The organism is Gammaproteobacteria bacterium (assembly GCA_030680605.1).
Taxonomy (GTDB): domain Bacteria; phylum Pseudomonadota; class Gammaproteobacteria; order SURF-13; family SURF-13; genus JAQBXX01.
The window spans coordinates 20415-40100 of sequence record JAUXUQ010000013.1 but is presented as its reverse complement, the minus strand read 5'-3'; the positions used below and the strand labels follow the sequence as shown (position 1 = coordinate 40100).

Here is a 19686-nt window from a genome sequence, read left to right as displayed (position 1 = left end):
GTCATGACAGCGGAGTGAATCATGCTCGATAGAGTCGCCATACTCAACCGTTTGCAGACCGTGTTGTGGCATCGCGCCACACCCTATCTCGTGTTGGCCATAGGCCTGGGCATGAGCGTGCTTGCCTGGCGACTCGAGCAGGGCAACCTGCAGGCAGACAACCAGGTGCAGTTCGATAACGCGGCGCAGACGATGCAGGTGTGGGTGGAGCGGCGCATGGGCCGCTTTTTTGATGCGCTGGTTGCTACGCGCGGCCTGTTTGTCTCGAGTGAGCACGTCACGCGAGAAGAATTCAGTACCTTTGTCGCCAGCCTCAAGCTCAAGGAGCGCTACCCAGGCCTCGCGGCCATTCAGTACGCTCCGCGCGTTACGCCTGCCACGCTGGATGCGTTTCAGGCACGGCTCAAGGCCGAGGGGCTGGAAGACTATCGTGTATGGGACATCGGTGACGGCCAGCACGGCGTGTTACGCGAGAAAGCGGAATATTTCCCGATTGAATATGGGGAGCCCCTTGAACCGCTGGCGTTGGGGCTGGATGTCGGCAGCGCAGTGATGAACAGACGCGCCATGGCGCGCGCCCGTGACGGCGGCGGGCCGGCGCTGGGCGGGCGCATTGCCAAGCTGGCGGGGGGCCCTGCCAACCAGCCCGGTTTTCTCGCCTTTGTGCCAATCTATTACAAAGCCATGCCTGCGGACAGCGTGGAGCAGCGTCGGGCGGCACTGCAAGGCTATGTCATCGGCGTATTCCATGCCGCTGACCTGCTGGCGAACATCTACGACACTCAGCAGCACCCGCTCATCGATTTCGAGGTGTTCGATGGCGCGCACATGTCCATAGACACCCTGTTGTACGACGACGACAATACCCCGCATTTTTTGAACACACCGGTTCATCCTCACTTTGAAGCAAGGCGCGTAGTGAGCATCGGTGGCCACCCCTGGACGCTGTACTTCGTCTCTTTGCCCGGGTTTGGCGCAGGACCGCAGGCCTATCTGCCCCTGTGGGTGCTGGGCAGCGGCATGCTGGTGAGCACCCTGTTGTTCGGCATTGCCCTGCTGCAGGTGCGCGCCCGCGCCCGCGCCGAGCACATCGCTGCCGACCTCAGGCAGAGTCGTGCCAGGCTGGCACAGGCGCAACGCATAGGGCGTATGGGTCACTGGGAGTGGGACATGGCGCGTGACGAGGTGACCGCGTCGGAAGAGGCCTGCCGCATATTCGGGCGCTGCGCGCAGCAACCCCGTGAGACCCTGAATGCATTTCTGGCTACTGTCCACCCCGATGATCGTGAGCTGCTGCAAAAGGCAATTGAGGTATCGCTCGAATTCGGTGCAGTCTTGCGCATGGACCACCGGATACTGTTGCCGGATGGCAGCGAGCGCATCGTGCATGAGCGGGCGCACGTGACCTATGACGATGTGGGTGTGGCGCAGCGTATGATCGGCGCGGTACAGGACGTGACGCTGCGCAAGCGCACGGAACAGGAGCTGCAGCGGCTCAATCTCGAGCTGGAGCGGCGCGTTGCCGAGCGCACCGAGGCGCTCACTGCGCTCAATCAGGAACTCGAGGCCTTCAGCTATTCAGTTTCGCATGATCTGCGTGCGCCATTGCGTGCCATCCATGGTTTCTCGCAGGCCCTGATTGAGGAGTATGCGGCGCGTTTGGATGCCGCCGGGGTGGATTATCTGCAGCGCATCGATAATGCCAGCCGCCGCATGTCGGAGATCATTGAGGCCTTGCTTGGCCTGTCACAGGTTATACGTGCGCCTGTCCGCTACGGTGAGGTTTCGTTGAGCGCTCTTGCCGCAGACATTCTGGCCGATCTTGCCCGGCAGAATGGCGCGCGCGAGGTAACCACAGTGGTTGCCCCGGATATCGTAGTACACGGCGATGCGCGCCTGCTGCGCATCCTGCTGCATAATCTGCTGGGGAATGCATGGAAGTTTACCGCAGGCCATGCGCGGGCAGTGATCGAGTTGGGCGTGGCGCGTCTGCAGGATGAACAGGTGTATTTTGTGCGTGACGATGGCGCGGGTTTTGATATGGCCTACGCGAGCAAACTGTTCACCCCCTTCCAGCGCCTGCACGGGGCGACCGAGTTTGAGGGCACAGGCATCGGCCTGGTGACGGTGCAGCGCATCGTCCGGCGCCATGGCGGACGCATCTGGGCCGAGGGCGCGGTGGAGCGCGGGGCGACGTTTTACTTCACGCTGGAACCCCAGGCGGGCAGGGAGGCGCCGGCTTGATGGGGTGCGCCGCACGTCAGGTTGCATGCAGGGTTGTTGTGCGCGTGCCGGCCAGTGGCATACCCCAGTTTTTTAGTGCATTATTCGCGGGCAGGTGCTTGCGGTGTAGCGGGATTTCGAGCGCCTTGGCAGTTGCTCAGGCTGGAGTTGCAAGGGTCACCTGCTGACAGCGGGGTGTGCCGCAGTTGCGGTATTCACACGTGGTTCCGGTCACGGTGCGGCAAGGTTGGCGGCAGTTCGTGCCCCGTGCCAGAGGTGGGAATGACAATACCACTCCGAGTATTGATCGTCGAGGACAGGGAAGACGATGCCTTGCTGCTGCTGCGCGAGCTGGCGCACGGCGGCTATGCCCCCACTCATGAGCGGGTGGATACGGGGCAGGCCATGGCCGCCGCCCTGGCGGAGCCGTGGGACATCATCCTTTCCGATTACACCATGCCGCATTTCAGCGCGCCAACAGCATTGGAGCTGCTGAAACGGTGTGGACATGACATACCGTTCATCATCGTCTCCGGCAATATCGGCGAGGAGGCTGTGGTGGAGGCGATGCACTCGGGTGCCAGCGACTGCGTCATGAAGGATCGGCTCGTGCGCCTGAACGTGGTGGTCGAACGCGAGCTGCGCGAGGCCGGGCAGCGCCGTAAGCGCAAGCAGGCGGAGCAGGCTCTGTGCGCCAGCGAGGCGCTGTTGAACGAGGCGCAGCGCATCGCGCGGCTCGGCAGCTGGGAGCTCGATCTCGTGCAGAACGATCTCAAGTGGTCAGACGAGGTCTACCGTATCTTCGAGCTTGACCCCGCGCAATTTGACCCCTCGTATGAGACCTTCCTCGACACGATCCATCCCGACGACCGTGATTTCGTCAACCGCACGTATACCGAATCGGTACAGACTCGCATCCCCTACGACATCGTGCACAGGCTGCGCATGAAGGACGGGCGCGTGAAATACGTGCACGAGCGCTGCGAGACGTTCTACGACGGGCAGGGCCGACCACTGAGTTCCCTTGGCACAGTGCAGGATGTCACCGAGCGCAAGCAGGCCGAGGAAGCCCTGTTCCAGGAAAAGGAGCGCGCCCAGGTCACGCTGCAATCCATCGGCGATGCGGTGATAACCACCGATGCCGAGGCGCGAGTAGACTACATGAACCCTGTCGCCGAGCAACTCACCGGCTGGTCGGTGGCTGAGGCGCGAGGTCAGCCGCTGGCGCGTGTATTTAACGCCATTCACGAGCTTACGCGAGAGCCCGTCGAGTGCCTGGCGGCGCTGGTGCTGCGCGAGCAGCGCAGCGCTGCGCTTGACTGCGACGCAGCGCTGATCCGGCGTGATGGCGTGGAGTTTTCCATTGAAGATTCTGCTGCCCCGATTCGTGACCGGCAGGGCGCGATCACCGGTGTGGTGCTGGTGTTTCATGATGTAAGCCAGGCGCGGGTGATGGCCAACCAGATTGTCTATCAGGCGCGCCACGACCCCCTCACCGGGCTGCTCAACCGGCGCGAATTCGAGCTCTGTCTCAAGCAGGCGCTGGAGAGTGCACGCGAAGACGGCAAACAGCATGCGGTGTGCTACATCGATCTTGACCAGTTCAAGGTGGTGAACGACACCTGCGGTCATATGGCGGGCGATGAGCTGCTGAAGCAACTTGCCGGACGCCTGCAGGAGCGGGTGCGCGGGAACGACATTCTGGCGCGTCTGGGCGGTGACGAATTCGGCGTATTGCTGCACGGATGTCCGCTCGACAAGGCGTGGGAGATTGCCGACGACCTGTGCGCCATGGCCAGGAAATTCCGTTTTGCCTGGGAGGGCAAGACGTTCGATGTGGGCGCCAGCATCGGTCTGGTGCCGATCCATGGCGAGAGCGCAAGCCTGGCCGAAGTGCTTTCTGCGGCGGACTCCGCCTGCTATGTGGCCAAGAGCGAGGGGCGCAACCGTGTGCACGTCTATCAGGCTGACGACCGTGCGCTGGCCCGCCACCGCAGCGAGATGCAATGGGTAAGCCAGATACGTCAGGCACTGGAAGAAGACCGCTTTTGCCTGTATTACCAGGTCATGCAGCCGCTCAACAACACGGCCACAGCGGGTAATCACATCGAAGTGCTGCTGCGCATGAAGGCGCACGACGGGCAACTGGTATTGCCGATGGCATTCATCGGCGCAGCGGAGCGTTACAACCTCATGACCACGCTGGATCGCTGGGTCATCCGCGCCACGTTTGACTTTCTGAGCCGCCAGTCCGGAAGCGGCAACGGCAACGATTACCCGCTGGTTACCTGCGCCATTAATCTCTCGGGTCAATCGCTGTGCGAAGACGCCTTCCTTGATTTCGCGATCGAACAACTGCAGCGGGCGGATATCCAGCCCACGCAGATCTGCTTTGAGATTACTGAAACCGCCGCAGTGACGCATCTCTCGCGCGCGATGCGTTTCATCTCCACGCTGAAGGGCATGGGGTGCCGTTTTGCGCTGGATGATTTCGGCAGCGGCTTGTCGTCGTTTGGCTACCTCAAGAACCTGCCGGTGGATTATCTCAAGATCGACGGCACTTTCGTCAGGGACATGGCAGACAATGTCATTGACCGCGCCATGGTCGAGGCCATCAATAATATCGGCCATGTCATGCATATACAGACCATAGCCGAATGGGTGGAGGATGATGCCGTGCTGGCGCTCGCGCAACAGATGGGGATCGACTTCGCCCAGGGGTACGCGATCGCCAAACCACAGCCGCTGTGGGGGCTGTTGCAGTCGCCGCCCGCTGCTGCCCGGGAGGGTGAAAATTCCAGTGTAATCAGGTAAAGTAAAACCCTCCGGATTTCACCAGTCTCAACTTAAGGAACGAACATGCCAGAATATCTGATCGCGCCGTCGATACTGTCGGCGGATTTCGCGCGGCTGGGCGAAGAGGTCGACAACGTGCTCAAGTCGGGCGCCGATGTTGTGCACTTCGACGTGATGGACAACCACTATGTGCCCAACCTTACCATCGGTCCGCTGGTGTGCGAGGCATTGCGCAAACACGGCGTGACCGCGCCGATCGACGTACACCTCATGGTCAAGCCGGTGGACCGTATTATCCCGGACTTCGCCAGGGCCGGTGCGACCTACATTACGTTTCACCCCGAAGCCACCGAGCACATCGACCGCTCGCTGCAACTGGTGCGCAGCCTCGGCTGCAAATCCGGTCTGGTATTCAATCCGGCGACGCCGCTGGATCACCTGAAGTATGTGATGGATAAAATAGACATGATTCTGCTCATGTCGGTCAACCCCGGCTTTGGCGGCCAGGGCTTTATCCCCGGCGTGCTGGACAAGCTGCGCGAGGCACGCAAACTGATAGATGCCAGTGGCTATGACATCCGCCTGGAAATTGATGGTGGCGTGAAGACCGAGAATATCCGCGAGATTGCCGAGGCGGGCGCAGACACCTTTGTCGCCGGCTCGGCCATCTTCAGCACCCCGGATTACAAGGCCACCATCAACAAGATGCGCGCGGAATTGGCCAAAGCGGGCAAGGCCTGAAACTTCAACGCAAAGACGCGAAGACGCAAAGATATGGAATCTAATGTTTGCCTCCACACCATTAAACGCATGGGCGGCCTACCACTTGCTGCTCGCCACATCGCATTGTTCCTTTGCGCCTTCGCGTCTTTGCGTTGAGGCTTTTTCAAGGTAATCCATGCGCTTAAAAACCCCCAAAATGGTATTGATAGATCTCGACGGCACGCTGGTCGACAGCGCGCCCGATCTGGCCTTTTGCGTGGACGAAACACTCAAGCAGCTGGGTCTGCCCCCCCAGGGTCTGGAGCGCGTGCGTGACTGGGTAGGCAACGGCGTGGAGAAGCTCATCTGTCGCGCACTTACCGGAGATATCGACGGCACGCCGGACCCCGCCGTGCTGGCGCGCGCGCTGCCGGTTTTTCTCGCGCTGTATGATCAAAACATCGCGCAGCGCAGCCACTTGTTCCCCGGCATACGCGAGGGCATGGCCGCACTCAGGGCGCAGGGCATCCCGCTCGGCTGCGTCACCAACAAGATCGCGCGCTTCACCGAAGCACTGTTGCAGAATCTGGGCGTGCGTCAGCAGTTCGGCATCGTGGTGAGCGGCGACACGCTGCCGCAGAAAAAACCGCACCCTGCGCCATTGTTGCATGCGGCGCATTTTTTTGGCGTCGCGCCGGGTGATTCCCTGATGGTGGGGGACTCGGTACACGATGTCGAGGCCGCGCGCGCTGCGGGTTTCCAGATAGTATGCGTCAGCTATGGCTACAATCACGGTGTTGATATCCGCAGCGCCCAGCCTGACGCGGTAATAGATTCTCTGTTAGAATTACCGAAGCTGTTTGATACGAGTGGCGAGTGGCTGGTAGCGAGTGGCTAGGAAAAACGTTTTCCCCTCGCCACTGGCTGCTCGCTCCTGCCTTAATATGACACCGCAACTATTCCAAACCCTGGCCGGCCAGGGCTATAACCGTATCCCGCTGGTGCGCGAGGTCAGTGCCGACCTCGAGACCCCGCTCAGTGTCTACCTCAAGCTGGCAGACGACGCACACGGACGTACTAGTGTCGCGGGAGACAGGACGCCGGGAGCGACCGCACCTTATTCCTATTTGTTCGAATCGGTGCAGGGTGGCGAGAAATGGGGGCGTTACTCCATCATCGGCTTGCCTTGCCGCACCCTCGTGCGCGTTTCCGGCCACGACATTACAGTGGAAAAGGACGGCGCCATCACCGAGCACACGCAGAGCGATGACCCGCTGGGCTGGATTGAGCAATTTCAGGCCCGCTACAAGATTGCACCCGCTACCGGGCTGCCGCGTTTTACCGGCGGTCTGGTGGGTTATTTCGGCTACGACACGGTGCGCTATATCGAGCCACGGCTGGGCAGCAAGGCACGCAAAGCGGATGCGCTGGGCACGCCGGACATTCTGCTGATGGTGTCGGACGAAGTGGTGGTATTCGACAATCTGGGCGGCAAACTGTATCTGGTGATCCACGTCAATCCGGCGCTCGACAACGCCTGGGACAGGGCGCACGCCCGGCTCGATGAGCTGGCCGGGTGCCTGCAGCGCGCCACGCCGCGCACGCCGGACACCGCGCATCCCCTGCGGGAGGAAGATTTTGTCTCCGGCTTTACGCAGCAGGGCTTCGAACACGCTGTTGTGCGCGCCAAGCAGTACATTGTGGCGGGCGACATCATGCAGGTGGTGTTGTCGCAGCGTTTGAGTGCGCCCTATCAGGGCAGCGCGCTCGGTCTGTACCGTGCGTTACGGGCGCTGAACCCCTCGCCGTACATGTATTATCTGACGCTGGGTGATTTCCAGGTGGTCGGCTCGTCGCCGGAAATTCTTACCCGGCTTGAAGATGGCGTCATTACCGTGCGCCCCATCGCGGGCACCCGCAAGCGCGGCGGCAGCGACGAGGAAGACCGTGCGCTGGAGCAGGAGCTGCTGGCCGATCCGAAGGAGCGCGCCGAACATCTGATGCTGATAGACCTGGGGCGCAACGACGTCGGACGCGTGGCCAGGACCGGCAGCGTCAGACTCACCGAAAAAATGCTGGTGGAGCGCTACTCGCATGTGATGCATATCGTTTCCAACGTCACGGGGCAGTTGCAGCCCGGTATGACCGCGCTGGATGCATTGCGCGCCACCTTTCCGGCGGGCACGGTGAGCGGCGCGGCCAAGATCCGCGCCATGGAGATTATTGATGAACTGGAGCCGGTCAAGCGCGGCATCTATTCCGGCGCGGTAGGTTATCTCGGCTGGAATGGCAACATGGATACCGCGATTGCGATCCGTACCGCCGTGCTCAAGGATGGCCTGCTGCACGTGCAGGCGGGTGCCGGCATAGTGGCCGACTCGGTGCCGCGCACGGAGTGGGAGGAGACCATGAGCAAGGCGCGGGCCTTGATCAGCGCAGCAGTGACGGCGTCGAGAGGTTCTGATGTCACGGCGGAGGCAACGCCATGCTCCTGATGATCGACAACTACGATTCGTTCACCTACAACCTGGTGCAGTATCTGGGCGAGCTGGGCGCGGACGTGCGCGTGTTTCGCAACGACCAGATAACACTGGCCGACATCAAAAAACTCGCACCGGCACAGATTGTGATTTCGCCGGGGCCGTGCACGCCGAATGAGGCGGGCATATCCGTGGAGGTGATCAAACAGTTCGCGGGCAAAATCCCGCTGCTCGGTGTATGTCTCGGCCACCAGAGCATCGGCCAGGCATTCGGCGCCAGGATCGTCCACGCCCGTGAGCTGATGCACGGCAAGACCTCGATGATTCATCACACCGGCCAGGGGGTATTCAAGGGTCTGCCGAGCCCGTTTGAGGCGACGCGCTATCACTCGCTGGTGATCGAAAAGGAATCGCTGCCGGAGTGCCTGGAGGTCACTGCCTGGACCCAGGATGCGCAAGGCAAGCTGGATGAGATCATGGGCGTGCGCCACAAGACGCTCGCGATCGAAGGCGTGCAGTTTCATCCCGAATCCATCCTGACCCAGTATGGGCACGATTTACTAAAGAATTTCTTGCAAGCAAGTAGCGAGTGGCGAGGGAAAGCGTTTTTACCTGGCTACTCGCCACTCGCTACTCGGTACTGAGGTAACCATGGACATGCAGACCGCCATCCGCGCCGTGACTGAGCGGCGCAACCTGACAGCCGATGAGATGACTGCGGTCATGGGCATCATCATGGGCGGAGAGGCCACGCCGGCACAGATTGCCGGATTCCTGATCGGGTTGCGCATGAAAGGCGAGACCGTCGAGGAAATTGCCGCTGCCGCGCATGTGATGCGGGAACTCTGCACCAGGGTGGAGGTGCAGGCCGAGCATCTGGTCGATACCTGCGGTACCGGTGGCGACGGTGCGCACACCTTCAATATCTCGACGGCGGCTGCGCTGGTTGCGGCGGCAGCGGGCGCGGTGGTTGCCAAGCACGGCAACCGTTCGGTGTCGAGCAAGTCCGGCAGTGCCGACGTGCTGGAGGCGGCCGGGGCCAATCTCGATCTTGCGCCGGAGCAGGTGGCGGAGTGCATCAAGCAGGTCGGTGTGGGTTTTTTGTTTGCCCCCAGACATCACGGTGCGATGAAGCATGCGGTCGGGCCACGGCGTGAAATGGGCGTGCGGACGCTGTTCAATCTGCTGGGGCCGCTGTCCAACCCGGCCGGCGCGCGCAATCAGGTGATCGGTGTGTGGAGTGGCGACTGGCTGGTGCCGCTGGCCGAGGTGTTGGCGCGGCTGGGCAGCCGTCACGTGCTGGTGGTTCATGCCGAAGACGGTATGGATGAGATCAGTATTGCCTCGCCGACCCGTGTCGCCGAACTCAAGGATGGCAGTGTACGTACTTACAGCATTACGCCTGAGCAGTTTGGCATGACACGCGCCGCGGTGGCAGGGCTGGTCGTGGCGAGCCCGGCAGAGAGCCTGGCACTGATCCGTGCGCTGCTTGATGGCGCCCCCGGCCCGGCGACCGATATCGTGGCGCTCAATGCCGGTGCGGCCATTTATGTGGCGGGGCTTGCGCCTGACCTGGAGCAGGGTGTGCGCACGGCGCAGCAGGTTATTGCCAGCGGCGCAGCGCGCGACAAGCTCAATGCGCTCATCGCTTTCAGTCAGCGCTGATGGCCGCAGACATTCTGCAAAAAATACTCAAGCGCAAGGCCGAGGAGGTCGCCGAGCGTAGTGCGGCCCTGCCGTTGCGCGAGATGAGCCGGCGTGCCGCAGCCATGTCTGCGCCGCGCGGTTTTGTGGCGGCGCTGGAGGCGAAAATTGCCGGTGGTGACGCCGCCGTCATCGCCGAGATCAAAAAGGCCTCGCCCAGCAAGGGGGTGATACGCGCCGATTTTCAGCCCGCCGCCATCGCGCAGAGCTATGAGCAGGCGGGCGCCGCCTGCCTGTCGGTGCTGACCGACCGCGATTTCTTTCAGGGCGACGACAGTTATCTGCAGCAGGCGCGGGCGGTGACCACGCTGCCCGCGCTGCGCAAGGACTTCGTCATTGATGCCTACCAGATCTATGAGGCGCGGACGCTGGGCGCCGATTGTATTCTGCTGATCGTCGCTGCCCTCGGTGACGCGCAACTGCATGAGCTCACCGGACTCGCCGATCACCTCGGGCTGGACGTGCTGGTGGAAGTGCACGACAGCGACGAGCTGGAGCGTGCGCTGCAACTCGATGTACGCCTGATCGGTATCAACAACCGCGACCTGCGCAGCTTCGAGACCCGGCTCGCCACCACGCTCGACCTGCTCGACCGGATTCCGACCGGGCGCCTGGTGGTTACCGAGAGCGGGATCCATACACCGCAGGATGTGGCTCTGATGCGTGAGCACGGCGTACATGCCTTTCTGGTGGGCGAGGCCTTTATGGTGGCGCCCGACCCCGGCGCGGCCCTGACTGCCCTGTTTTCCACGCCGCAAACGTCGCATAATACCCGCCCATGATGAAGGCGCGCGTGAAGTGGATCGAGGACAGCTCGTTTGTTGCGCAAAGCGGCAGCGGGCACTCGGTGGTGCTTGACGGCCCGCCGGAGGCGGGCGGCAAGAACCTCGGCGTGCGGCCGATGGAGATGGTGTTGATGGGTCTGGGCGGCTGCACCGCGTTTGATGTGGTGGAGATATTGAAGAAAAGGCGCGAGACCATCGCCGGTTGCAGCGTCGAGATCAGCGCCGAGCGTGCAGACACCGTGCCCAAGGTATTCACCCGCATACATCTGCACTATATTGTGAGCGGCAGCGATGTGAAGGAAGAGTCGATAAGGCGTGCGGTGGAACTGTCGGCAGAAAAATACTGCTCGGTGTCCATGATGCTGAACAAGAGCGCTGTCATTACCCACGACTATGAAATCATCCAGACCGGTTGAGCGGCGTTGAGCGGAGCACGCCCAACAGGCCTCGTTGGCCTGCGCCATCTTGCCCTCAAGGTGCATGACCTCGCTGCCTGCGAGCGCTTTTATGTCGACCTGCTGGGCATGCAGGTGGACTGGCGGCCGGACGCCAGCAATCTCTATCTTACCTCGGGCAGCGACAATCTGGCCCTGCACCATAACCCCGCTGCATTTGACCCGCCGCTGCATCAGCGCCTGGACCACCTGGGTTTTGTGCTCGACAGCCCCGCCCAGGTGGATGCCTGGCACGACTACCTGCAGGCTGCGGGCGTGGCCATCAAGGCCGCGCCGCGCACGCACCGCGACGGCTCGCGCAGTTTTTACTGCATGGATCCGGACGGCAACACGGTACAATTCATTTATCTGTCCGCCCCGGCGACCAGCGACGCGTCGGCCTAGACCTGGAGATTGATACGGCATGGTGAAACAGCTCAAGAAGCTCAAGCTGCAAGGGTTCAACAACCTGACCAAGACCTTGAGCTTCAATATTTACGACATCTGCTATACCAGATCGATCAAGCAGCGCCGCGACTACATCGAATACATCGACGAGGTCTACAATGCCGAGCGGCTCACCGATATCCTGACCGGGGTGTGTAACCTGATTGGCGCCAACATCCTCAATATCGCGCATCAGGACTACGACCCGCAGGGCGCCAGTGTCACCATGCTGATCTCCGAAGAGCCCACCCTGGCGCGGGACATGAGCAACGCCGAGACGCCCGGCCCGTTGCCTGACGCGGTGGTCGCCCACCTCGACAAGAGCCACATCACCGTGCACACCTACCCGGAGAGCCACCCCGGCAACGGCATCAGCACCTTTCGCGCCGACATCGACGTGTCCACCTGCGGGCGTATCTCACCGCTGCGCGCCCTGAACTATCTGGTGCACAGCTTCGACTCCGACATCGTGATCATGGATTATCGCGTGCGCGGATTTACCCGTGATGTCAGCGGCAAGAAATATTTTATCGACCACAAAATCAACTCGATCCAGAACTTCATCGCCAAAGAGACGCGCGACCGCTACCAGATGATCGACGTCAACGTCTATCAGGAAAATATCTTCCATACCAAGATGCTGCTCAAGGAGTTCGATCTGAACAACTACCTGTTCGGCACCAGCAAGGAAGGGGTCGATCCGGAAGAGCGCAAGAATATCAAACAGAGCCTGAAGCACGAGATGGCGGAGATATTCTACGGCCAGAACATCCCCAAGATGGGGCGCCTGAAGAAGCTGGTCAAGGTACAGAAAAAGAAGAAAAAGAAGAAAGTGCCGTTGTAGCTGGCTACAGCCAGTAGGCCGTGCGTGTCATCACCTGCGCGGTCAACTGCATCAGCGTTTTGACCGGCGGCGGCAGTTCGCCTGCGCCCGCCTCGATGGCCTGGGCCGCGTGCGCGGCCTCATCGGCGCGCATCTGCGCCAGAATCGCCCGGCTCGGCGCATCGGCCTCGGGCAGCCGCGCCAGATGGCCATCGAGGTGCCGCACCACCTGGCGCTCGGTCTCCGCCACAAAGCCGAGACTCCATGTGTCCCCTGCCAGCCCCGTCACCACGCCGAGTGCAAACGAGCCTGTGTACCAGAGCGGGTTCAAGAAACTGGTGTGACTGCCCAGCGCGCGCACACGCTGTTCGCACCAGGCCAGGTGATCGCTTTCCTCGCGCGCCGCGCGCTCCATCTGGGCGCGCACGGCAGGCGTGGCCGCGCTGAAGGCATGGCCACGGTACAAGGCCTGGGCGGCGACCTCGCCGGCGTGATTGACGCGCATCAGCCGTGCCGCAACGGATTTTTGCCGGGTATCCAGCCCGGTGTCGCTCACGCCCTGCGCGGGTGAGGCGCGTCCGGCACGGGCCGGGGCGCACACCGTGCGCAGCGCCTGATCGAAGCGACAAATCAGTTGGTCCAGCGGTGATGGGTTGCGGGTATCCATGAATGCAGTTTACGCATAAGCTCACAAGGAGTGTAGGTCAGGCTGCGCAAGCTGCCTGACGGCAGCCTCCTTCCCCGTCAAGGGGGAGGGGTATATGCCTGAGGCCATGCCGGAGCGCCTGGGGCCGGCGGGACAGCGGTGATCCAGCCGCTGCGTTACAATGCGCGCTGTACCCAAAACTGCCGGAGCATGCGCCGTGTCCGAGACCTATTATCGTCATCATGTGTTTTTCTGCACCAACCAGCGCGAGCCGGGCAAGACCAGCTGCAATAATTGCGGCGCACAGGCCATGCGCGACTATGCCAAGGAGCGCACCCAGGCGCTGGGTCTGGCAGGGCCGGGCAAGGCGCGCATCAACAGCGCCGGTTGTCTCGACCGCTGTGCGGAAGGGCCAGTGGTGGTGGTGTATCCGGAGGCCGTCTGGTACACCTATGTGGATCAGGACGATATTGACGAGATCATTGACGAGCACCTCGTCCACGGTCGGGTGGTGGAGCGGCTGAAGATTTAACCGGCTTGGGGGTGGCGTGGCCTCGGCGTCAGACCCGCAGCACCCTTGCCGGGGCGGCAGGATTGCGGTATTATTTCCGGTCTTTCGTGCCGTCAGGAGCAGTTTTACATGAAAACCTTCAGTGCCAAGCCGGAGAGCGTGCAGCGCGACTGGTATGTGGTCGATGCCACCGGCAAGACCCTGGGCAAACTCGCCGTTGAAATCGCGCGCCGTCTGCGCGGCAAGCACAAGGCCGAGTTCACCCCCCACGTCGATACCGGCGACTACATCGTGGTCGTCAACGCAGGCCATGTGCGGGTGAGCGGCAACAAGCTCAACGACAAGCTGTATCAGCATCACACCGGCACCATCGGTAACCTGAAGACCACCACCCTCGGCAAGCTGCTGGCCAGGTTCCCGGAGCGGGTGCTGGAGCAGGCGGTAAAAGGCATGCTGCCGAAAAACCCGCTCGGGCGCGCCATGTTCCGCAAACTGAAAATCTACAAGGACGCCGCGCACCCGCACACCGCGCAGCAGCCGCAGTCGCTCGACTTCTAGACACCACACGGAATTCCATATGACAGACACCACACATTACAGCACCGGCCGCCGCAAAGGGGCGACCGCGCGCGTATTCCTCAAGGTTGGCAAGGGCGCCATCACCGTCAACAGCCGCAGCCTGGAAAACTACTTCGGGCGCGAGACCTCGCGCATGATGGTGCGCCAGCCGCTGGAGAGCGTAGAACTGATGGACCGGTTTGAGATCAACGTCACCGTGCGTGGTGGCGGCGCCACCGGTCAGGCCGGCGCCATCCGTCACGGCATCACCCGCGCCCTCATGGCCTACGACGAAAGCCTGCGCCCGGTATTGCGCAAGGCCGGCTTCGTCACCCGTGACGCGCGCGAAGTGGAGCGCAAAAAGGTCGGCCTGCACAAGGCCCGCAAGGCACCGCAATATTCGAAACGATAGTAGCAAGTTGCAAGTATCAAGTGGCAAGATAAGGGCATGGAGGCCCTTGAAAACCTTGAGGTATGGAAGCGCAGTTGTCGTTTGAGCGTAGAGGTGTACAAAGCTCTTCGCCTTTGCAAGGAATTGGGCTTCAAAGATCAGGTCACCCGCTCGGCTCTATCCGTTCCCTCAAATATCGCTGAGGGCTACGAACGTGACTCAGCAAAGGAGTTCTCCCGTTTCCTGAGAATAGCCAAGGGCTCCTGCGGCGAGTTACGCACCCAGCTTGTATATCGGCATCGAAGCCGGCTTCCTGGATAAACCGCTGGCACTCACACTCATACAGGAAGCCACCGAAATCTCGCGTATGATTCAAGGCCTGATTCGTCGCTACGACCCGGCTAAATAGTTGATCACTTGCCACTTTAAACTTGCTACTTGCCACTGTCTTATTGGGGGATCGTCTAGCGGTAGGACCACGGACTCTGACTCCGTTAACCGAGGTTCGAATCCTCGTCCCCCAGCCATTTAACTGCAGTGGCAAGTGACAAGTAGCAAGAATTAAGGCGCACGTATTTGTTTTTATCTTGCTACTTGTCACTTGCTACTCGCTACTGTATTTCAAGTCCACAACGCCTCACCCCTTGATGCCCGCGCCGCGATCTCCTGCTGAAAGGCTGGCGGCCCGAAGCCGAACCACTGTTCCCCCGACTGATAGATAAACGGCCGCACGTGCCTGATGGAGTAGGCCTGATACCACGCCAGCACGCGCGGCTCCGGGTCGCGCCCGGCGGACACCAGCACGTCGACCGGCTGGCCGCGCCAGGCCGAGCGGCCGGTGAGCACGATCACGCCGCACTGGTTGGGCTGCATCCACTCCGGTAAATGGCTGCCGGCCTGGGCCCAGCCGCAGAAGAACACGCGGCAGGGGTCTTGCGGGCGCGTCTCATGAATGGTGCAGTGATGGCCGTCGCTGTAGGGGCAGGGGTGGCCGGGCGAGATGTCCTGTCCCAGCACATGGGTCTTCAGCCAGCCGTCGCAACACAGCGAACAATCGCCGCAGGGGCGCGTGGCGGTGGTCGTGGCGACGGGTGCAGCGGGTGCCGCCGCCGCGCCGTGGCACTTCTTGTACTTCAGGCCGCTGCCGCAGGGGCAGGGGTCGTTACGTCCGGGAGTGCTCAAGCGAACCTCGCTGGCTTGACAACAGGCAGGATCATTATAAACTGGTTGACCAACTAGACCAACCGGAAGGATGTGGCATGAAAACCGTCGGTGCCTTTGAAGCCAAAACCCATTTGTCCCGCCTGCTGGATAAAGTCGAACAGGGGGAAAAGATTACCATAACCCGGCACGGAGCGCCCGTTGCCCAGCTTGTTCCCGTGCCCAGCGGGGAGCGGCCTGATGTGGGGGAAGTCATCAAGCAGCTATTGGCCTTCAGCAAAGGGAAGCGTCTGGGCGGCCTGTCACTACGGGAAATGATCGACGAGGGTCGCGAATAGTGCGTTTTGTGCTCGACTGCTCAGTGACACTGTCCTGGGCCTTTGAGGATGAACGGGACAGCCATGCCATTGCGATCCTGCAATCCCTGAAAACAGGTGAAGCACTGGTGCCCGGCATCTGGCCTTTGGAGGTGGCAAATGGCCTGATAGTCGCTGAACGTAAAAACCGTCTCAGCGAAGCCGATGCGGCCTACTTTGCTGAACTGCTGAAAGGGTTGGAGATAAAGGTAGACGCAGCCCGGCTGGATTACACCCTGCATAAAATTCTGCCCCTCGCGCGCGAACACAAGCTCTCCGCTTACGATGCCTCCTACCTCGATCTCGCCCTGCGTGAAGGCCTGCCGCTCGCCACCCGTGACCAAAAGCTGCGCCTGGCCGCGCGCCACTGCGGTGTGCCTTTGGCCGGCAAGTAAAGCCAGCCCGCAGGGCGCGAAGCGCAGCGCATTGCAGCGGAGGGTTGTCCAGGTTAAAGGTGCGAATGAATTCGCACCTGCAAAATTGTGGCAGGGCCGAATTTATTCGGCCGCCAGTTCTTGGGTTGGAATCACAGGTCGGTTCAAGCCGCAGGCGGCACCGACACACCAAACGTCGGATCCGCTACGCTTGATCTTGACCTGCCTCTACCTCGCTACCCTGTCCAACCTTCACAAATGGCGAGGTCAAGGGGTTGGCTCGTCATCCCAATCGGGTATACACTTGCTGGCGACAGGAGACCACTATGGGCGCTATCTCGTACAAACGCTTCCGGAAAAACCCAGACAAGGTGATCGAAGACGTCATTGACGCCGAAGAGGCGGTCACGGTCACGCGCGAGGACGGCCGTGACGTGGTGATTATTCTGGCGAAGGAGATCGAGTCCTGGAAGGAAACCCTGCACCTTCTCGGCAGCAAGAAGAACGCCGCGCGCCTGCGTTCGGCGGCAAAGGAAATCGGGGCCGAGATTGCCCGTCGCCGTTGAGGTTTGGTGGTCAAGGCACGCGCGTGAGGATATCGCTTACTGGCGTAGGCGCGATCCTTCTCTCGCGACACGTATCGAAGCCCTTATCGCCGACATCAAGTGTAATCCGTTTACCGGTCTCGGCAAACCCGAGCCGCTCAAACATGCGCTGGCCGGTTTCTGGTCGCGTCGTATCACCAAGGAACATCGCCTGGTCTACCGCGTCGAGGCGGGCGTAATCTACATCGCTCAGTGCCGGTTCCACTACGATAAGTAATCGCAGGTCGGTTCAAGCCGAAGGCGGAACCGACACACCAAACGTCGGATCCGCTACGCTTGATCCGACCTACCTCGCCGCCAAGCATGTTGCATGAAAGCAACATATCGGCAGGGACTGTAGTTTTTTTAAGAAAAACTGTTGCACAAGCGCTAAAGGGGTGGTAAGTTTCGCTTGTCCATTGACGTCAATAGACACCAAATATTAAAACTTCAAATATTGAAACTTCGATTTAAGGAGAAACGAATGAATAAGAAACTTCTTGCAGTCGCCATTGCAGGCGCACTGGCGGCCCCGTACGCCATGGCCGACGAAGGCAACGTCACCATCAGCGGCAATTTGTCTGCCTCCGTCAGCTCGGTAAAAACGAAAGTCAACAGCTACTGGACAAGCTATGACTACGTCAATGATGAATACGGTTACGGCGAAGACAGCCGTAGCGACAGGGCCAGCGATGTCAGCCCCGGCGGTTCGGATCTGACCATTTCCGGCTGGGAGAACCTCGGCAACGGCCTCAAGGCCGTGTTCCTGTTGAAGACCTGGGTCAATGTCACCGGTAACGCGGGCGGCGGCGGCGGCAGCGACCTGCTGTTTGGTCCTAACAAGGACGCCTACCTCGGTCTGCAAGGCAACTTCGGCACCGTGGCCCTCGGCGCCCATGGCCAGCCTTACAAGACGGCCACCGACGGTCTGGAGCTGTTCGGCGACACCATCGGCGATGCCCGTGGTTCCGTCACCAACGGCCTGGGTGCGTTCCACTCCGGCATCGGCGATGCCGTGATCTGGTTCCTGCCCAACATGAACGGCTTCAGCGGCCATTTGCAGTACGGCACGGAAAACGGCGTGGATGGCGGCGCGAACCCGTGGGGCGCGCAGTTTAATTACAGCAACGGCCCGCTGTACGTGACCTATGCGCATGCCGATAACGATGCTGGTACCGACGGCAATAAAGTGGGTGTCGGCTACAGCTTCGGCGACACCACGGTCAACGGCATCATTGAAAGGACCGACAATGGTGGCGATGACGTCACCGCCTGGTCGCTGGGCCTGGCGCAGAAATTCGGCGCCAACACCCTGAAAGCCCAGTATGCCCGCAACGATCTTGGTGATGATCAAAGCCTGTGGGCGCTGGGTCTGGATCATTCGCTGTCCAAGCGCACCACGCTGTTCGCCCTGTACGCCGATGGCAAGAACATGTCAAAGGAAAGCTCTAGCTATAGCCTGGATGATGACTTGGTGGGTACGTGGACGTACACTGAAACTCAGTTTAATAACGGGTTCGAAGTGGGCATCAAGCACAGCTTCTAATAATAAGAAAAAGTTGTTTGAACGGGCGCTTCGGCGCCCGTTTTTTTATGCTGCACAGGGATGTGCGAATGTCGCGGACGCATGGATGCGTAAGAGCGACTGCGCGTTTTACAATTTGGTATGATGTAAACTACACTCACTGCCCATAAAGGACACGGCGCCCTGTGTTCAGTCTACGATTCAATCGAGAGTAAACGTAGCGTGCGCCATGCGCACGATCAACGCCATCAGGCCGCCGCTCCGTACCCTGTTTCATCCGCATGAATCGCGGCCCTCGGTGGTAGCCCTACTGATCGAACTATGTCCACAACTCTCAGAGTGTATAATTTCACTATGAAAGTTAAGGATGTTCTGAAAATGCTGGAAACGGATGGCTGGCGACTCGTAAAAACACGTGGCAGTCACCGTCAGTTCAAACATCCTGGCAAATCCGGTAAAGTTACTGTTTCCGGCAAGCCTGGCGTGGATGTGCCACCCGGCACCCTGAATAGCATACTCAAGCAAGCTGGCTTAAAATAAGCGGAGGTCGAATCTATGCGTTACATGGTTATTTTAGAAAAGGGCCCTACCAGCTATGGCGCTTATGTTCCCGACTTGCCGGGCTGTGTGGCCGCAGGCGAAACAAGGGCTGAGGTAGTGAAGTTAATCCAGGAAGCCATAGAGTTCCATATAGAGGGTTTGCAAGAGGAAGGCCTGCCTATCCCCGAGCCTTCATCCGCTATTGAATATGTCGAAGTTCGTGCCGCCTAATCCCTTATTAGTGGAGTGAATCATGGATATCAGCTACGATGAAAAAGGCGACATCCTGTTTATTAAATTCAGCAGCGAAAAGATCATCAAAGACATCTCCCACGGCTGGAACGTAAATGTCGGCATGACTGAAACGGGAATTGGCGAGATCACGGTGCTCGACGCCAAGGCGGCCCATTTATTGCCGATTCACATTCCACCCGGCCTTGCTGCCTGAAGTTGCCACGAGAACACAGGGTCAGATACCGTCTTGCCGTGAAGCACCTGGCCGTGAGCCGTGATGGACCGTGAGGGTCAGGTCTAGCTAAACACAGAACACAGAACAAAGGGGTCAGCAGCGTAGGGCGCATTAGGCGCGAGCCGTAATGCGCCGGATGGAAACAAGAGCGATGATGGGGGTTATGAAGGTAGCGAT

Annotated in this window: 24 protein-coding genes, 1 tRNA gene and 1 pseudogene; 24 read left to right on the top strand and 2 right to left on the bottom strand. The window is 60.4% G+C overall.

The window, feature by feature from the left end; genetic code table 11:
* Window positions 1-21: 21 nt before the first annotated feature.
* The 11 genes from Q8L89_06920 (at window position 22) to speD (ending at window position 12415) form a co-directional block, all read left to right on the top strand.
* A complete protein-coding gene (locus Q8L89_06920) occupies window positions 22-2244 on the top strand; it encodes a CHASE domain-containing protein (protein ID MDP1708778.1) in 2223 nt (740 codons plus the stop codon).
* A gap of 261 nt (window positions 2245-2505) precedes the next feature.
* Entirely contained in the window at window positions 2506-5037 is a 2532-nt protein-coding gene (locus Q8L89_06915; protein ID MDP1708777.1) for an EAL domain-containing protein, read from the top strand.
* 45 nt (window positions 5038-5082) lie between these two features.
* Entirely contained in the window at window positions 5083-5760 is a 678-nt protein-coding gene (gene rpe / locus Q8L89_06910; protein ID MDP1708776.1) for a ribulose-phosphate 3-epimerase, read from the top strand.
* Window positions 5761-5917: 157 nt separating this feature from the next.
* Window positions 5918-6619, top strand: coding sequence for a phosphoglycolate phosphatase (locus Q8L89_06905; GenBank protein ID MDP1708775.1), 702 nt, complete (start codon window positions 5918-5920; stop codon window positions 6617-6619).
* A 46-nt stretch (window positions 6620-6665) separates the two neighbouring features.
* Entirely contained in the window at window positions 6666-8216 is a 1551-nt protein-coding gene (trpE, locus tag Q8L89_06900) for an anthranilate synthase component I (protein ID MDP1708774.1), read from the top strand.
* Window positions 8207-8845: an aminodeoxychorismate/anthranilate synthase component II gene (locus tag Q8L89_06895; protein MDP1708773.1), complete on the top strand. Its 639-nt coding sequence runs from the start codon at window positions 8207-8209 to the stop codon at window positions 8843-8845. The genes trpE and Q8L89_06895 overlap by 10 nt, the downstream gene beginning before the upstream one ends.
* Before the next feature lie 7 nt (window positions 8846-8852).
* Window positions 8853-9866 carry an anthranilate phosphoribosyltransferase gene (gene trpD / locus Q8L89_06890; protein ID MDP1708772.1) on the top strand — a complete coding sequence of 338 codons (1014 nt, stop codon included), beginning with the start codon at window positions 8853-8855 and terminating at the stop codon, window positions 9864-9866.
* Entirely contained in the window at window positions 9866-10687 is an 822-nt protein-coding gene (gene trpC, locus Q8L89_06885; GenBank protein MDP1708771.1) for an indole-3-glycerol phosphate synthase TrpC, read from the top strand. Before trpD ends, trpC begins: the two co-directional genes overlap by 1 nt.
* Window positions 10687-11106 carry an OsmC family protein gene (locus tag Q8L89_06880; GenBank protein ID MDP1708770.1) on the top strand — a complete coding sequence of 140 codons (420 nt, stop codon included), beginning with the start codon at window positions 10687-10689 and terminating at the stop codon, window positions 11104-11106. The genes trpC and Q8L89_06880 overlap by 1 nt, the downstream gene beginning before the upstream one ends.
* A 6-nt stretch (window positions 11107-11112) precedes the next feature.
* Window positions 11113-11529 (top strand): VOC family protein, encoded by a 417-nt coding sequence (locus Q8L89_06875; protein MDP1708769.1) that lies wholly within the window; start codon window positions 11113-11115, stop codon window positions 11527-11529.
* Window positions 11530-11548: 19 nt separating this feature from the next.
* A complete protein-coding gene (speD, locus tag Q8L89_06870; protein MDP1708768.1) occupies window positions 11549-12415 on the top strand; it encodes an adenosylmethionine decarboxylase in 867 nt (288 codons plus the stop codon).
* Between the two features lie 4 nt (window positions 12416-12419).
* Here speD and coq7 read toward each other — a convergent pair whose 3' ends face one another.
* A complete protein-coding gene (coq7, locus tag Q8L89_06865; protein MDP1708767.1) occupies window positions 12420-13061 on the bottom strand; it encodes a 2-polyprenyl-3-methyl-6-methoxy-1,4-benzoquinone monooxygenase in 642 nt (213 codons plus the stop codon).
* A gap of 160 nt (window positions 13062-13221) precedes the next feature.
* Between coq7 and Q8L89_06860 the strand changes: the two genes are divergently transcribed.
* From Q8L89_06860 to Q8L89_06840, 5 genes and pseudogenes are all read left to right on the top strand, one after another.
* Window positions 13222-13572 carry a (2Fe-2S) ferredoxin domain-containing protein gene (locus Q8L89_06860; GenBank protein MDP1708766.1) on the top strand — a complete coding sequence of 117 codons (351 nt, stop codon included), beginning with the start codon at window positions 13222-13224 and terminating at the stop codon, window positions 13570-13572.
* Window positions 13573-13680: 108 nt separating this feature from the next.
* Window positions 13681-14109, top strand: a complete 429-nt coding sequence (gene rplM, locus Q8L89_06855) for a 50S ribosomal protein L13 (GenBank protein MDP1708765.1) — start codon at window positions 13681-13683, stop codon at window positions 14107-14109.
* A 19-nt stretch (window positions 14110-14128) separates the two neighbouring features.
* Complete coding sequence (gene rpsI, locus Q8L89_06850) at window positions 14129-14521, top strand: 30S ribosomal protein S9 (protein MDP1708764.1); 393 nt, start codon at window positions 14129-14131, stop codon at window positions 14519-14521.
* 36 nt (window positions 14522-14557) lie between these two features.
* Window positions 14558-14909 (top strand): annotated as a pseudogene (locus tag Q8L89_06845) (four helix bundle protein).
* Between the two features lie 44 nt (window positions 14910-14953).
* Window positions 14954-15027, top strand: a tRNA-Gln gene (locus tag Q8L89_06840).
* Window positions 15028-15121: 94 nt separating this feature from the next.
* Here the strand turns inward: Q8L89_06840 and Q8L89_06835 are convergent.
* On the bottom strand, window positions 15122-15682 hold the full coding sequence (locus Q8L89_06835) for an SEC-C metal-binding domain-containing protein (protein MDP1708763.1): 561 nt from the start codon (window positions 15680-15682) through the stop codon (window positions 15122-15124).
* A gap of 77 nt (window positions 15683-15759) precedes the next feature.
* On the opposite strand from Q8L89_06835, the gene Q8L89_06830 reads away from it, so the two are divergent.
* From Q8L89_06830 to Q8L89_06795, 8 genes are all read left to right on the top strand, one after another.
* Window positions 15760-15999 (top strand): type II toxin-antitoxin system prevent-host-death family antitoxin, encoded by a 240-nt coding sequence (locus tag Q8L89_06830; protein ID MDP1708762.1) that lies wholly within the window; start codon window positions 15760-15762, stop codon window positions 15997-15999.
* Window positions 15999-16412, top strand: coding sequence for a type II toxin-antitoxin system VapC family toxin (locus tag Q8L89_06825; GenBank protein MDP1708761.1), 414 nt, complete (start codon window positions 15999-16001; stop codon window positions 16410-16412). The genes Q8L89_06830 and Q8L89_06825 overlap by 1 nt, the downstream gene beginning before the upstream one ends.
* A gap of 305 nt (window positions 16413-16717) precedes the next feature.
* Window positions 16718-16957 carry a type II toxin-antitoxin system Phd/YefM family antitoxin gene (locus Q8L89_06820; GenBank protein MDP1708760.1) on the top strand — a complete coding sequence of 80 codons (240 nt, stop codon included), beginning with the start codon at window positions 16718-16720 and terminating at the stop codon, window positions 16955-16957.
* On the top strand, window positions 16941-17213 hold the full coding sequence (locus Q8L89_06815) for a Txe/YoeB family addiction module toxin (protein ID MDP1708759.1): 273 nt from the start codon (window positions 16941-16943) through the stop codon (window positions 17211-17213). The genes Q8L89_06820 and Q8L89_06815 overlap by 17 nt, the downstream gene beginning before the upstream one ends.
* A gap of 246 nt (window positions 17214-17459) precedes the next feature.
* A complete protein-coding gene (locus Q8L89_06810) occupies window positions 17460-18521 on the top strand; it encodes a porin (GenBank protein ID MDP1708758.1) in 1062 nt (353 codons plus the stop codon).
* Between the two features lie 333 nt (window positions 18522-18854).
* Complete coding sequence (locus tag Q8L89_06805) at window positions 18855-19040, top strand: type II toxin-antitoxin system HicA family toxin (protein MDP1708757.1); 186 nt, start codon at window positions 18855-18857, stop codon at window positions 19038-19040.
* A 15-nt stretch (window positions 19041-19055) separates the two neighbouring features.
* Window positions 19056-19271 (top strand): type II toxin-antitoxin system HicB family antitoxin, encoded by a 216-nt coding sequence (locus Q8L89_06800; protein ID MDP1708756.1) that lies wholly within the window; start codon window positions 19056-19058, stop codon window positions 19269-19271.
* Window positions 19272-19293: 22 nt separating this feature from the next.
* Window positions 19294-19488, top strand: coding sequence for a DUF2283 domain-containing protein (locus tag Q8L89_06795; protein ID MDP1708755.1), 195 nt, complete (start codon window positions 19294-19296; stop codon window positions 19486-19488).
* Window positions 19489-19686 lie beyond the last annotated feature (198 nt).